Origin of the sequence: Empedobacter sp. UBA6305, from assembly GCF_002440405.1 — a bacterium.
Taxonomy (GTDB): Bacteria; Bacteroidota; Bacteroidia; order Flavobacteriales; family Weeksellaceae; genus Empedobacter; species Empedobacter falsenii_B.
Genome location: NZ_DJTP01000020.1, coordinates 21,706 through 36,565 on the forward strand (window position 1 = coordinate 21,706; position 14,860 = coordinate 36,565).

Here is a 14,860-nt window from a genome sequence, read left to right on the forward strand (position 1 = left end):
GCTAAACAAGATTTTTGAGTTTGAAAAAATTATTTCTTTTTATCGCACTTTTTACAAGTTTCAATTTATTATATGCGCAAGAGCAAGCCGAACGTTCGTTGACAGAATATCGTGTCGAAAGTTTTCAAACGCCTTTAGTTACGAAAAAAATGCTATACGATTGGTTAGGAAAATGGGACAATGTTTTGTACACTGAAAACAATCAACCGTTGTTAGTTTGGTCAAATAAAAATATCATTAATGAATCAAATGAAACTTTTACTTTGATTGCATCGAGTGTAGAAAATGATGAAGAAATGTATGGAACTGTTCAGATTTTGACAAGCAAAAAACAAGATGCTTTAGCGAAAGATTCTCCTTTTAGAGAATATTTAAACGAGTTTCTAAAAACCATTTCGAAGAAAGAAAATAAAAACAAAAAGTTTTATAAAGAATATATTAAGGTGATTTATTAAAACTATATCATAAAAAAATCCTTCAAGAAAAACTTGAAGGATTTATATTTTTATAGGAATTAAATTTCTTAATTATTTCGTTTGAAAAAAGAATCGACAAACTCCATTTTATTGAAAGCTTGTAAATCATTGATTCCTTCACCAACACCAATATATTTAACTGGAATCTGAAATTGATCTGAAATCCCAATTACTACTCCTCCTTTTGCTGTTCCATCTAATTTTGTAACCGCTAAAGAAGAAACTTCTGTTGCTTGTGTAAATTGTTTCGCTTGTTCAAAAGCATTTTGACCTGTAGAACCATCTAACACTAATAAAACTTCGTGAGGCGCATCAGGAATTACCTTTTGCATCACACGTTTTATTTTAGTTAACTCGTTCATCAAGTTAATTTTGTTATGCAAACGTCCTGCTGTGTCAATCAAAACAACATCTGCATTTTGCGCAACTGCCGACTGAATGGTATCAAATGCAACCGAAGCAGGATCAGAACCCATCGCTTGTTTTACAATTGGTACACCTGCACGATCCGACCAAATTACCAACTGATCTACAGCTGCCGCACGAAACGTATCTGCCGCACCAAGAACTACTTTAAGTCCTTGAGATTTGAACTGAGAAGCCAATTTACCAATCGTCGTTGTTTTTCCAACTCCATTTACTCCGACCACCATAATAACATATGGCACATCTTTCTTTGGAATCGAAAAACCATTTGTATCTTCGATATTATTCTCGGAAAGTAAGCCTGCAATTTCTTCGCGAAGAATTAAATCTAACTCAGAAGTCGAAACATATTTATCACGCTCTACGCGTTCTTCTATTCGACGAATAATTTTGATCGTTGTTTCAACGCCGACATCAGAAGAGATCAATACTTCCTCTAAATCATCTAAAACCTCATCGTCTACTTTAGATTTACCTACTACAGCGCGACTGATTTTATCGAATAGAGAAGTTTTAGATTTTTCTAATCCTTCATCTAATTTTTCTTTGCTTTCTTTACCTAATATCTTTTTGAACCAACTCATTAATAAGCTAAATTTCTTAAAATTTTGTACGAAGATACATAAAATATAAGGAAATAAAAAAGCCGCCCTGAAAACGAGGCAGCTCAATTAACCTTAAATATTTTTTGTTAAGGAGATGATTTGATTATTTCGTGAAGAAAGAATCTGCTTCATCAGCGTTAACTACTTTTTCAACAAATACGTAAGCTCCAGATTTTGGAGATTTTACCATTTTGATAACTTTGGTCATTTTTTTAGACCCAGTTTGTAGGGTTGCTACCGTTTTCTTTGCCATCGTCTAAAATTTTATTATTTAATCTCCTTGTGAATTGTATACTTTTTCAATACTGCGTTGTATTTTTTCAACTCAATACGATCTGGAGTATTTTTTTTGTTTTTAGTTGTGATATAACGAGACATTCCTGGCATACCACTTTCTTTATGCTCTGTACATTCTAAAATAACCTGTACTCTGTTTCCTTTTTTTGCCATGGTGTCTTAAATTATTTGATTAAACCTTCTTTACGTGCACGTTTAACAGCCTCATCAACTCCTAATTTGTTGATTGTTTTTAAACCGTGTGCAGAAACTCTTAATGTAATCCACTCACCAGTTTCTGGCATAAAAAATCTCTTTTTGAACAAATTCACTTCAAAAGTGCGTTTTGTTTTATTATTAGCATGAGAAACATTGTTTCCCACTAATCTCTTCTTACCTGTAATTTGACAAATTTTTGACATCTTATTTTGTATTGTCCTATTTTAAACGGAGTGCAAAGTAACAAATTATATATTACTTATACAACTCTTTAGGTTATTAATTTTATATTTTTTTCTTATTTTGTTTATATAACAACTTCTGCGCAAGAGTATAAGCCAAGATAATTCCCATTACCAACAGCGCTATCCTCGCGATTACATCGCCATATTTTGTATAAAACGTTAATTCACTATTCATTAAAATTGTACCATTTAAGGCACCCTGCTCTCCATATGGTAAAGACTTCATTATATCTCCTCGCTGATTAACGAAAGCCGAAATACCTGAATTTGCAGATCTAACGATAGCGCGTCTATTTTCAATAGCTCTCAAATTACCATATAATAGTAATTGACGATGACCATCGGTAGAGCCCCACCAAGAATCGTTGGTCATTGTGAATATAACATTTGCGCCTTCTCTCACATATTCTGTCGTATAGTCTCCGTAAATAGATTCGTAACATATAACCGGAGCAACAGTAGCGTTGTTTGTTTTATTCTTGAAAACAGAACGATGAGGTTGAATCCCCAACGTTTTTGTTGTGCCGCCAAAGTTAAGCATAAATTCTCCAATAATTGGCATTAAAATGTTTCGATATGGAAAAATTTCTACTCCAGGTACTAATTTACTCTTATGATAAACTTCTATTGAATCGTTTCCACTTATCTGCAAAGCCGAGTTATAAGCGTCGTACCACGTAATTCCATCTCTCATAACAGATGCTGTTTCCGATGCTAAAGATTGCATTGGATAAATTCGCATGATAGATGCTCCTGTTACAAAATGTAAATCTTTTTTGGTTTTTGTCCATTGCTGAATGTCTTGTATAATTAAATCATCATACATATTATCAAAAATCAAGGCAGATGATCCAGGTACGGCAGTTTCTGGTGCAACAACAAATTGAGTTTTTGGTTGAATATTTTTCAATGCCAATTGTTTCAATTCGTCATAAATCTGCAAACCATCTTTCATATACTTTTCGTTGTAAGGATCAAGATCTGGCTGAAGAACTAACACATCAAGCGCTTTTCCTTTTTCTTCGTAATTCGCATAAATAATATAAGAAATACCAATTGGAACAGCGATTAATAATCCAGCGTAAATACCTAATTTGTTTAGATATCTCATTTCTTTCTTATTAATATAAGCCGTCAAATAATAGAATACTGTAATATTAACTAACCAAATCCAAAGTGCTCCTCCAAAAGTTCCTGTGTACTCGTACCATTGCACCCATTCGTAATATTTTGCAAAACCATTTCCAAGGTTAAACCAAGGCCAAGTTAGTTCCCAATTCAAGGTTAGTTTGTCAAAACTCATCCAAATCGCAGGAAGAAAAACCAATCCATATAGATTACCAGCTTTGGTTTTAACGAAATGATACAACTGAAAAACAATTGACATAAACAAGGAATTCGCCACAACTGGAATCAAATAAGCGCTCCACGAATTGTGCAAATCTCCATTCGCGTCCGTTTCTTGTGCATAATGCAACCACCAAATTACAATCGCATTCCAAATAAAGAAAGCTAAAAACGAAAGTCCGAAAATTTTGCGTCCTTTTTTCTTGAATTCTGCGCGTTGCGTGATTTGATGTTCTGCCAACATCAAGGGTACAAATCCTATAAATAATAACAATGGAAAGCCGTGCGATGGCCAACCTGCTGTTAATAATAATCCTGATAAGATTGCGTATGCAATGTATTTTTTCATGTCACAAATTTATAATTTCATCATTCAATAACCGATGATATTTGTTTGGAATATTTTATAAATCATTTTGGATGAGAACCTGAAACAAGTTCAGGTTGACTTTCCTTGTCATGTTGAACTCGTTTCAAGTTCTCATTCAGTTTTAATATATAATATGCGTATCGATATAATAATTTGGATTAATTGTTACATCAATCGCTTTTGTAATTGTTAAATTATTGATTGTTTGCCAATTAGTCGTTGGATTGATGGTGAAATCAGAATCTTTCAAACGTAAAGGCATTGCAAATCCATCCACAACGTTTGTATAGCGATATTCAACTTTGTTTCCATTTTGTTTAAGTTCTAAAGTCGGTACTTTAACTGTTCTTAAATATTGATTGAAAAAAGCGTTCAGATTTAAACCAGAAAACTTCGCAATATAATTTTCGATTTGCTCTGTAGTTACAGTTTGATGATAAAATTCTTTGTTTAATCCACGCAACATTTGTCTGAATTTTTCATCATTATTCATCCAAGTTCTCAACGTGTGAATCATATTTGCACCTTTATAGTACATATCACCACTACCCTCTTGGTTTACGCCATACACGCCGATAATTGGAATATCATTTTGGATTGCCTTTCTCGTTCCACGCACATATTCGCTTGCCGCATCTTTTCCATAATAAGTTTCTGTGAACAAAGTTTCCGAATAAGCCGTAAACGCTTCGTGAATCCACATATCTGCCACATCCTTTTCGGTAATATTATTCCCAAACCATTCGTGACCAGCTTCATGAACGATGATAAAATCCCATTTCAATCCCCAGCCAGAACCTGATAAATCACGACCTAAATAACCATTCTCGAATTTATTTCCGTACGCAATTCCAGATTGATGCTCCATTCCTAAATGCGGAGCTTCTACAATCTTGAAAGAATCTTCGTAAAAAGCATAAGGTCCAAACCAATATTCAAAACTTTTCAACATCAATTTTGCTTGTTCAAACTGCGATTTTGCTTTATCTATATTATAATCTAACACATAATAATCTAAATCCAATTTACCTTTTTCGCCTTCGAAAGTATCTTTGAAATTGACATAATGTCCGATATAAGGAATGATATTATAATTATTGATTGGATTAACAACTTTCCATGTAGAAGTTGTTTTACCATTTTTCTCTTTTTTAGAAACTAATCGTCCATTACCAACTCCTACCAAATTTTTTGGTGTGATAATTTCCAATTCCATTCCATTATCTGGTTCATCGCCTAAATAATCTTTGTTCGGAAACCAAGCACTTGCACCCAAACCTTGCACGGCAACAGACATCCAATCGCGACCTTTTTCATCTTTCGCAAAAATCCAACCACCATCCCAAGGTGCTCTCACCGCAACACGAGGATTTCCATTGTATTCTAATTCTAATTGATTCGACGTATTCTTGATATTTTTTCCGACATTAATAAAATAAACATTTCCATCACGTTTGAAATCAGAAATTTTCTTTCCATTCAATTTTACAGCCGAAACCATCATCGGATCTTGTAAATCTATCTGCAATAAATCTGATTGTTGAGGAGCAATTTTATCAAACGTAATTGTCGTTTTTCCTTTTATCGATTTTGACTGATAATCTGGTTCTACACTTACTTTATATTTTTTAACATCCCACCAATTTCGGAATTCATTATTCGTTCCGCGAAGCGAATCTTGTCGCGTAAACTCTTGTTTGTTATTAAGTACTTGTGCATTTGTTGTTATCGAGATCAAGCCAAGTAATAGTACTAATTTCTTCATAGTCATTTTTAAAACATATCAAAAATAAGATTATATATTTGATAAATAAGCCAAAAAGCTATGATTACAGAAAAATTTAAGGAAAGAATAAATTATTTAAAAAATAATCACTTAATCGTTGAAGCATTGTACGAAATTTTAGATGAATTGAAATTAAAACATAATGCTTTTACAGGTTTTACGTTTCGAGAAGAAATCGATCCAAAAGGTTTTTTATTGACTGCAGAAGGTGAAGAAAAAACAGGAATTACAATTCGTGTTCCGCGTAATATTCTTGATTTTGATTTAGTATTACTTTCCAATGTTTTGATGCACGAAATGGTACATGTTTTTCAGCGTTCGGGCGAAAATCAAATTGAATTGCGAGAAGAACGCGAATGGCAAGCGTATACAGAAATGATTTTTCATAAACAATTTCCAAACGTTCCTCCATTGACTAATTTTTACATCAAACAATTTGGCGAAAAAGCGTTGACGTATTATAACCGAATGCCAGATAACATGAAAACGAAATATGCGAATGAAAAAACTGATTTAGAAAAAATTCTGCAAACGATTTACGATAAAGAGAATAAACTAAAAGAAGAACCAAAACCTGAAAATAATACTGAAACAATTTCTTGGCAAGATTTCGAGAAAGTTGATATGAGAATTGGGACAATTATCAGTGCAAATAATTTTCCGAAAGCAAGAAATCCTGCTTATCAGTTAGAAATTGATTTTGGTCCGTTAGGAATCAAGAAAAGTTCGGCACAAATTACATCGCTTTATAACAAAGAAGAATTGATTGGAAAACAAATAATGGCTGTGGTTAACTTTCCGAAAAAACAAATTGCCACTTTTATGAGCGAATGTCTCGTGATGGGCGTTTATGGAAATAATAATGATGTTATTCTCTTGAATCCCGAACGAAAAGTTGAAAACGGAAGTAAGATTGGGTAATATTGAGATTGAGACTAAGACTGAGATAAAGTTTGAGTTTAAGTATATAACTTAACGCTGACATTTTATCAACCAATAAACTGACTTTTTTATCGATAAATAATCAAATCATTAATCATAATCTGACAACCTGACATCTAAAATCTATTGGATGTCATTTTTTTTATGTTGGCACAAAGATTGACTATTCTGGTGTAGCATCATTTTTGATGATGTGTAAAAGTTTAAAATAAATCATTAATAATATAAAAAATAACTAAACAATATGAGCAAAATAATCGGAATCGACTTAGGTACAACGAACTCTTGTGTTTCTGTAATGGAAGGTAGCGAGCCAGTTGTAATTCCAAATGCAGAAGGTAAAAGAACTACTCCATCTATCGTAGCATTCGTAGAAGGAGGAGAAATTAAAGTTGGTGATTCAGCAAAACGTCAAGCTGTAACAAACCCAAAGAAAACGATTTATTCTATTAAACGTTTCATGGGAACTAAATTTAATAATGATGCAGATGAAATCGGTCGTGTTCCTTATTCAGTTGTAAAAGGAAACAATGATACGCCAGCAGTTGATATTGATGGACGTAACTATACTCCACAAGAAATCTCAGCAATGATTTTACAAAAAATGAAAAAAACTGCTGAAGATTATTTAGGACAAGAAGTATCAAGAGCGGTAATTACTGTACCAGCTTATTTTAACGATGCTCAACGTCAAGCAACTAAAGAAGCTGGTGAAATTGCAGGTCTTAAAGTAGAACGTATTATCAACGAGCCTACTGCTGCTGCATTAGCTTACGGATTAGACAAAGCAAACTCAGATAAAAAAATCGTTGTTTACGATTTAGGTGGTGGTACTTTTGACGTATCTATCCTAGAATTAGGTGACGGTGTATTCGAAGTGTTATCTACAAACGGTGATACACACTTAGGAGGTGATGATTTTGATGATGCAATCATCAATTGGTTAGCTTCTGAATTCCAAGCGAAAGAAGGTGTAGATTTGAAAAAAGACGCAATGGCTTTACAACGTTTACGTGAAGCTGCTGAAAAAGCTAAAATCGAATTATCTTCTTCTGCTCAAACAGAAATTAATTTACCATACGTTACAGCTAACGAAACAGGACCAAAACACTTAGTAGAAACTTTAACTCGTTCTAAATTTGATCAGTTAACAGAAGATTTAGTACGTCGTTCTATGGAGCCTTGTAAAAAAGCGTTATCTGATGCAGGTTTATCAATCAACGATATCGACGAAGTTATCTTAGTTGGTGGATCTACACGTATGCCAAAAATCCAAGAAGAAGTAGAAAAATTCTTCGGTAAAAAACCATCTAAAGGAGTTAACCCAGACGAGGTTGTTGCAATTGGTGCAGCTATCCAAGGAGGTGTTTTAACAGGTGATGTAAAAGACGTATTATTATTAGACGTTACACCATTATCTTTAGGTATCGAAACTTTAGGAGGAGTATTCACAAAATTAATTGAAGCGAATACAACAATTCCAACTAAAAAATCTGAAGTTTTCTCAACTGCAGTTGACAATCAACCAGCAGTAACATTAAGAATTGGTCAAGGAGAGCGTCCATTATTCAACGATAACAAAGAAATCGGACGTTTTGACTTAGTAGATATTCCACCAGCACAAAGAGGTGTTCCTCAAATCGAAGTAACATTTGATATTGATGCGAATGGTATCTTAAGTGTATCTGCAAAAGATAAAGGAACAGGAAAAGAGCAATCAATCAAAATTGAAGCTTCATCTGGATTATCTGATGCTGATATTGAAAGAATGAAAAAAGAAGCACAAGAAAATGCTGCAAAAGACGAAGAAGCAAAAAACAAAATTGAAAAAGTAAATGCTGCTGACGCGTTAATTTTCCAAACGGAAAAACAATTGACTGAGTACGGAGATAAAATTCCTGCTGACAAAAAACAACCAATTGAAGAAGCTTTAGCTGAGGTTAAATCTGCTCACGCTGCTCAAGACGTTGCTGCAATTGATGCTTCTATGGAAAAATTAAATACAGCTTGGAATGCTGCTTCACAAGAAATTTATGCTGCAATGAACGAAGGTCAAGAAGGTGGTGCACAAGCGCAACCAGGAGCTGATCAAGGTCAAGCAAAAAATGATGGTGTTGAAGACGTAGACTTCGAAGAAGTTAAATAATAGAATTTCATTTATCAATAGGAAAGCCTCGCATTGCGAGGCTTTTTTATGTTTATTAATATAAATAGTTTATTTTTTAAATCATCTCGGTTTCATATAATACAAAAAATCCACTTAAATGATTTTAAGTGGATTTTTTGTATTATAAATTTTATATTTTACTGATGTTGTTGTGCATCAATTACAGCAATGGTAACCATATTCACAATTTCGCGAACAGTACTATCCAATTGTAACAAATGAATTGGTTTTTTCATTCCGATCAAAATTGGTCCAACCGCTTCTATATTTCCTAATTCTTGTAATAATTTATACGAAATATTCGCTGATTCAAGATTTGGAAAAACTAACGTATTCGCATGCGTTCCTGCTAATTTAGAAAACGGAAAATTACTTTGTAATTTCTCTTTATTCACTGCGAAATTTGCCTGAATATCACCATCAACAATAATTTCTGGATGATTTTTATGTAAATAATTTACCGCATTCTGAACTTTAGAAACCGTTTCTCCTTTATTAGATCCAAAGTTTGAATAAGACAATAATGCAATTTTCGGTTCAATTTTAAACTTCTTAATCGTTTCGTTAAATTGCAATGTAATGTTGACCAAATCCTCTGAAGTCGGATCTAAATTAACCGTTGTATCACCTAAGAAAACAGGTCCTTTTTCTGTCAACATCATATACATACTCGCAACTTTTTGTCCTTGTTCCGCTCCAATTAATTCTAAAGCTGGACGAATAGCTTGCGAATAATTTTTCGTCATTCCCGAAATCATTGCATCTGCATAACCAAACTCAACCATACATGATCCAAAATAATTACGATCTCTTAATAGTTTTTTCGCGTCAGATTTTGAGATTCCTTTTCGTTGACGTTTCGAGTAAATAAAATCAACGAATTGATTGTATCTATCCGAATCTTCTTCGGCGTTTGTATCAACAATTTCAACATCTTCCAAATCCAACATATAATCTTTAATCATTTGTTGAATTTTATTTTTCTTTCCTAAAATAATTGGAATAGCGATTTTTTCTTCCTTTACAATTTGAGCTGCACGAAGAATTTCGAAACGATCCCCTTCAGCAAAAACAACACGTTTTGGATTTGATTTCGCCGTTTGTGTCAAATTACGCATAATCGTACTTTCTTTTCCGATTCGCTTAATCAAAGACAATTTATATGCTTCGAAATCTGTAATCACATTTTTTGCAACTCCTGTTTCGATTGCTGCTTTTGCTACTGCAGCCGAAACCTCTGGTAACAAACGTGGATCATTAGGTTTTGGAATAATATAATCTTTCCCGAATTTGATTGAATGATTATTGTAAGCTTGCGTTACCACTTCTGGAACTGGTTCTTTTGCCAATTCTGCAATTGCACGAACAGCAGCAATTTTCATTTCCTCATTAATTGTCGTCGAACGAACATCTAACGCTCCTCTAAAAATATACGGAAATCCAAGTACATTGTTCACCTGATTTGGATAATCAGAACGCCCAGTTCCCATAATAATATCTTGACGCGTCGCAACTGCTAAATCGTATGCTATCTCTGGATTTGGATTTGCCATTGCCAACACAATCGGATTTTCTGCCATTGTATTCAACATATCTGCTGACAAAACATCTGCCGCCGATAAACCGATAAAAACATCTGCATCTTTCACAGCATCTGCCAATGTCGAAATATCACGATCAGTTGCCCATTCTGCTTTAGAAGGATCAAGATTATCTCTATCAGAACGAATAACACCTTTACTATCCAACATCACGATATTCTCTTTCGTTGCTCCAACAGAAATATACATTCCTGTACACGAAATCGCCGCAGCACCAGCTCCGTTCACTACAATTTTGACTTTAGAAATATCTTTTCCTTGTAATTCACATGCATTAATTAACGCTGCACCAGAAATAATAGCTGTTCCGTGTTGATCGTCGTGCATAACTGGAATATTCATTTCAGCTTTCAAACGTTTCTCAATTTCGAAACATTCAGGCGCTTTGATATCCTCTAAATTGATTCCACCAAAAGTCGGCTCTAAAGCTTTTACCGTATTGATAAATTCATCAACATTTTTTGTATCCAATTCGATATCGAAAACATCAATATCAGCAAAAATTTTGAACAAAAGACCTTTACCTTCCATCACCGGTTTTGAAGCTACTGCACCTATGTCTCCCAAACCTAAAACGGCTGTTCCGTTACTAATTACAGCAACCAAATTTCCTTTTGCTGTGTACTTATAAGCATTTTCTGGATCTTTTTCAATCTCTAAACAAGGCTCCGCAACACCTGGTGAATAAGCAAGCGATAAATCACGTTGCGTATTCGTAGGTTTTGTAGGCACTACTGCAATCTTTCCTGGTTGACCCATCGAATGGTAATTCAATGCATCTTTCTTACGATTGTCATTCATTTCTCTGTGGTTTATATTTTTTCAAAATAAATTTAGGCAAAATATATTCAACCCACTTATGACAGATGTTAGATTTTGATATTTTATTAAAATAAATTATCGAGTTATACAATTTTGAAGTTAATAATTATGAGGTTGATAAATTAAAAATTAAATCGAGTGGTAAACATAACTTGAGTTGGTCTCAACTTATAGATAAATCGTTGTTCATAATTGGAAGAAAAACTGTTTTGAGAAAAATATTTTTCATTAAAAAGATTATAAGCAGACAATTCAAAATCTATTTTCTTCTTTTTTAATGAATAACGATACATTAAATCTCCGAAAGTTGAATTTGGATTTAATCTTGAATCATCATTAACATACAAATCAAAATTAAGTTTTATATAATGCTGATCTGCAGGAAAAAAATGTAATCCTATTTGGTGGATTTGATTGGTGATTGAACGTGATTCAGATTCCTTTGAAAACTTATTTTTATAATTTGTTAAACCGTATTTATATTCAAAAGTCATCCAACTTAATAATCTGAAAGATGCATCAAAATTAGAAGTTAAAATGGTATTGTGAATTTCGATTAAATCATCATTTAATAATTGATCGTAGGTTGTAAAATTATAACCTCCAGCTAAATTAAATGTTGTCTTAATTTTAGAAAAATATTGACTTATTTTAGCATTAACAGAATGTGTTTTTTGATGATTTTTTAAGTTCAAAGCTTCTAAAACTGTACTTGCATCCGCATTATAGCTGTAATTGTAGATTAAGTTATTTTCTGACCAATTGTACGAATATCCAAAATTGATAAACCTAGATTTTATCGGATTTTTATACTCGAAACGTAAAGAAGAAATCCATTTTTTTACTTCGTTAAAATTTCCGTCATTTTGTTGAATAGAATTGTATCGATACAATATAAATCCTTCGTGCAAACGTGTTAAACTCCCCAAATCATTAGAGAAATTATGCGAGGTTGATACTTTCCAGAATTTTGAAAATTCTAAACCTATATTAAATTTTGGTTCGATGTAAAAACGATTGTATGAAGTTTTATTTCCGAAAGAATTATTCTCTAAATTATACCACTGAAAAGGAATTCCAAAAGAAAAATTAAGTCGATTCTTTCTGTACGAAAAGTTATTTTCTACATACGGATTTAAAGTTGACCAGCGTGTATTGTTAGTAAAAGTAGAATTTATTGGTTGATTATCTGCTAACAAATCACTTTTCATTGTATGATTGGTGTACTTAATTCCAATTTTTGATTGTAGCGTTAAAGCTTTTATTCCTTTTGAAAATTCAGCGAAATTATTTGTCGAAAATTTCTCAAAATTAATTTGTTGAAACACATTTTGATAATCATTTCCGTTGTTTATAAAATCAGTAAAAACTCCAGGAGAAACACTTAAATTCTCGTTATAATTTCTGTATGCAATAACAGAACGCAACGTAATTAATTGTTTACCAACTTTCTTGATTGTATTAAACTGATTGGTAAACTGCCGATTTGGTTGTGTTAATCGTTGTGTAATAAAATTATTATTTTGATTGAGATCTCCTCTCGAACTGTTCCAGTCTCCTTTAAATTCCAAGACATTTTCAAGATAATTTTTAGAACTATTTTGAGATAATGTTGCTTTTAGATTAAGACTTTCTATTTGCAAATAATTTTTTTTGATTTCGTTGAGAAATATATCACCTGTTGGTAAAAAATATTGTGTGTTTGTTTCTCCGAATCGCTTTTGAAAATCGTTGTGATAAGACAAGTTAATTCGTAAATCTAGCTCTTTTTTTAATTTAAAAAGATGATTCCAAGAACCAATATTTATTGCATTATCTAACCAACGTTCGCCATCAAAATTGGGAGTTTGTACACCTGCAATTGATAACCAACTTTCGTTCGAAAATTTTTCAGAGTCATTTAAAAAATCTTCAAGACTTAAGGTTTTTAATTGACGAGAAACATCATTTCCACGATTATTTCCTTGATAAGAACCTATCATTTGTTGCTTTTTTGTGAACAACATTGGTGTAATATTCGCCTGATACAACAATGGTGAAGCGCCAAGACCAACTTCTGCTTTACCAGAATAGGTAATTTTGCTTTTTAGTTTAATATTTAACGCTGCTTTAGAGCTATAAACCAAACTGTCTAAAATCTTGATAGGCTGATGATTTTCTAAAATTTGTACTTTATCTACTGCATCTGCTGAGAGATTTTCGTTAGCTAAGGCATATTTTCCGCCCAACAAATCCATTCCTTCGATGTAATATTTATTGATTGGTTCGCCTTGATATAAAATTCTACCTGAAGCTTCTATTTCTATTCCAGGCATTTTTTTGATCACATCTGCTATAGAGCGATCTTGAATATCTTTAAAATTACTGACATCATACGCAATTGTATCCCCTTTTTTGCGAATTGGAGATTCTTTTAATTTAACTTCTTTTAACTCGATAGCTTTTTCTTGTAAAGTGAAATCAAAGTTTGTGGAAGATTCGTTTACCAAATCTGAAGTAAAAGCATAATTCATCGCACGAACTTTTATTTCATAAGTTTCGTGCGATGAATTATCTATTTTTATCGAATATTTACCGTCCGATTTTGTAATAAAATACGCCAAGGTTTCTTCCGAAGTACTTGGAGAAATGGTAACGTTAGCACCAGATATAGGTTTTCCTTCCTCATTTTTTACAACACCAGAAATGGTAAGTTGTGCAAAAATAAAGTGAAAAAATAAAGCAAATAATAGTGTTAATTGGGCTTTCAAAAATTAATATGATTACTTTTTTCTAAAAAAACATTTTCGCTTTTTAATTTATTATCTATCTTTTTTTCCATTTCAGCTGGTGAAATATTAGAGCTTGTTATATTAAGACTTTTTAAGTTTTGTATAATTTCAACTCCCCTATTTTCATATATTTTTTTGTAATCCTCTAAATTCACTTTTTTTGATTTTGTAAAATCTTTTGTTAAATCAGGTTTTGTATTATTTTGATTAATCTCAATTGCAGAAAAATGGAAATAATTATTGTCATCATAGATTTCTAAAATAAGCCCTGGTAATCCTCCAAATTTGTATGGACCAACACTGTTTGGTATTTCTTCTGTGTACCAAGCTGTCCATTTTCGCCCTAAATATGTTGTTGTTGCTTTTTTTATAATTAAATCCAGCTGAGTTTTTTGCTCATTTTCTATTTTCCAATTTATTTCCTCAATAGGCTGATTTAATAGGTAAATATTTCTATTTACTTTACTTAATATTTTATTTGTTCCATTATTTCTTATTATAGTATGATTAATGATTGGGGATGGGTATTTTTCTTTTATAGCAGCTATATTTAGTGTGTTATTTGTTATAAATTCTTGAGTATTTTTAGCATTTAATCCTTGAAGATAATTATCGTAGTTTACCTTTTTTGGACTTATATAAATTGTACTATCTTTTGCAATATACAAATCCATTTCTTCATATTTTACTTCTTTTTTTACAGAATCAGTTACAAATTTCACGTCATATACAACTTTATATGTTTGTGCTTGAATAAAAAAAGAGGATAAAATAAATAATATGAATATTTTTTTCATAACTCTATTT

The 14,860-nt window shown here is 32.3% G+C and carries 12 protein-coding genes; 3 read left to right on the forward strand and 9 right to left on the reverse strand.

The window, feature by feature from the left end:
* Positions 1–20: 20 nt before the first annotated feature.
* Positions 21–455, forward strand: coding sequence for a hypothetical protein (locus tag B3M86_RS05170; protein ID WP_147279960.1), 435 nt, complete (start codon positions 21–23; stop codon positions 453–455).
* Positions 456–523: 68 nt separating this feature from the next.
* On the opposite strand, the gene ftsY is transcribed toward B3M86_RS05170, so the two are convergent.
* From ftsY to B3M86_RS05200, 6 genes are all read right to left on the reverse strand, one after another.
* Complete coding sequence (gene ftsY / locus B3M86_RS05175; protein WP_219034146.1) at positions 524–1,486, reverse strand: signal recognition particle-docking protein FtsY; 963 nt, start codon at positions 1,484–1,486, stop codon at positions 524–526.
* A 124-nt stretch (positions 1,487–1,610) separates the two neighbouring features.
* On the reverse strand, positions 1,611–1,760 hold the full coding sequence (locus B3M86_RS05180) for a DUF4295 domain-containing protein (protein WP_084106961.1): 150 nt from the start codon (positions 1,758–1,760) through the stop codon (positions 1,611–1,613).
* Between the two features lie 14 nt (positions 1,761–1,774).
* Positions 1,775–1,957: a 50S ribosomal protein L33 gene (rpmG, locus tag B3M86_RS05185; protein WP_038337065.1), complete on the reverse strand. Its 183-nt coding sequence runs from the start codon at positions 1,955–1,957 to the stop codon at positions 1,775–1,777.
* A gap of 11 nt (positions 1,958–1,968) precedes the next feature.
* A complete protein-coding gene (rpmB, locus tag B3M86_RS05190; protein ID WP_038337064.1) occupies positions 1,969–2,205 on the reverse strand; it encodes a 50S ribosomal protein L28 in 237 nt (78 codons plus the stop codon).
* Positions 2,206–2,287: 82 nt separating this feature from the next.
* On the reverse strand, positions 2,288–3,943 hold the full coding sequence (gene lnt, locus B3M86_RS05195) for an apolipoprotein N-acyltransferase (protein ID WP_038337063.1): 1,656 nt from the start codon (positions 3,941–3,943) through the stop codon (positions 2,288–2,290).
* A 142-nt stretch (positions 3,944–4,085) separates the two neighbouring features.
* Positions 4,086–5,729 (reverse strand): M1 family metallopeptidase, encoded by a 1,644-nt coding sequence (locus B3M86_RS05200; RefSeq protein ID WP_291075701.1) that lies wholly within the window; start codon positions 5,727–5,729, stop codon positions 4,086–4,088.
* Between the two features lie 615 nt (positions 5,730–6,344).
* Between B3M86_RS05200 and B3M86_RS05205 the strand changes: the two genes are divergently transcribed.
* Together B3M86_RS05205 and dnaK are read left to right on the forward strand one after the other, a co-directional pair.
* Positions 6,345–6,671, forward strand: a complete 327-nt coding sequence (locus B3M86_RS05205) for a tRNA-binding protein (protein WP_286483038.1) — start codon at positions 6,345–6,347, stop codon at positions 6,669–6,671.
* A 265-nt stretch (positions 6,672–6,936) separates the two neighbouring features.
* Positions 6,937–8,838 carry a molecular chaperone DnaK gene (gene dnaK, locus B3M86_RS05210; protein ID WP_219034149.1) on the forward strand — a complete coding sequence of 634 codons (1,902 nt, stop codon included), beginning with the start codon at positions 6,937–6,939 and terminating at the stop codon, positions 8,836–8,838.
* Between the two features lie 158 nt (positions 8,839–8,996).
* On the opposite strand, the gene B3M86_RS05215 is transcribed toward dnaK, so the two are convergent.
* From B3M86_RS05215 to B3M86_RS05225, 3 genes are all read right to left on the reverse strand, one after another.
* Complete coding sequence (locus B3M86_RS05215) at positions 8,997–11,261, reverse strand: NADP-dependent malic enzyme (protein ID WP_038335569.1); 2,265 nt, start codon at positions 11,259–11,261, stop codon at positions 8,997–8,999.
* A gap of 143 nt (positions 11,262–11,404) precedes the next feature.
* Positions 11,405–14,032: a carboxypeptidase regulatory-like domain-containing protein gene (locus B3M86_RS05220; protein ID WP_291075704.1), complete on the reverse strand. Its 2,628-nt coding sequence runs from the start codon at positions 14,030–14,032 to the stop codon at positions 11,405–11,407.
* Positions 14,029–14,850 (reverse strand): GLPGLI family protein, encoded by an 822-nt coding sequence (locus B3M86_RS05225; RefSeq protein WP_185144170.1) that lies wholly within the window; start codon positions 14,848–14,850, stop codon positions 14,029–14,031. Before B3M86_RS05225 ends, B3M86_RS05220 begins: the two co-directional genes overlap by 4 nt.
* Positions 14,851–14,860 lie beyond the last annotated feature (10 nt).

Excerpts from the sequence above, each read along its gene's own strand:
- rpmB (WP_038337064.1), bottom strand. The coding sequence starts at position 2,205 with ATGTCAAAAATTTGTCAAATTACAGGTAAGAAGAGATTAGTGGGAAAC.
- lnt (WP_038337063.1), bottom strand. The coding sequence starts at position 3,943 with ATGAAAAAATACATTGCATACGCAATCTTATCAGGATTATTATTAACA.
- B3M86_RS05225 (WP_185144170.1), bottom strand. The coding sequence starts at position 14,850 with ATGAAAAAAATATTCATATTATTTATTTTATCCTCTTTTTTTATTCAA.
- B3M86_RS05200 (WP_291075701.1), bottom strand. The coding sequence starts at position 5,729 with ATGAAGAAATTAGTACTATTACTTGGCTTGATCTCGATAACAACAAAT.
- ftsY (WP_219034146.1), bottom strand. The coding sequence starts at position 1,486 with ATGAGTTGGTTCAAAAAGATATTAGGTAAAGAAAGCAAAGAAAAATTA.
- rpmG (WP_038337065.1), bottom strand. The coding sequence starts at position 1,957 with ATGGCAAAAAAAGGAAACAGAGTACAGGTTATTTTAGAATGTACAGAG.
- B3M86_RS05180 (WP_084106961.1), bottom strand. The coding sequence starts at position 1,760 with ATGGCAAAGAAAACGGTAGCAACCCTACAAACTGGGTCTAAAAAAATG.
- dnaK (WP_219034149.1), top strand. The coding sequence starts at position 6,937 with ATGAGCAAAATAATCGGAATCGACTTAGGTACAACGAACTCTTGTGTT.
- B3M86_RS05215 (WP_038335569.1), bottom strand. The coding sequence starts at position 11,261 with ATGAATGACAATCGTAAGAAAGATGCATTGAATTACCATTCGATGGGT.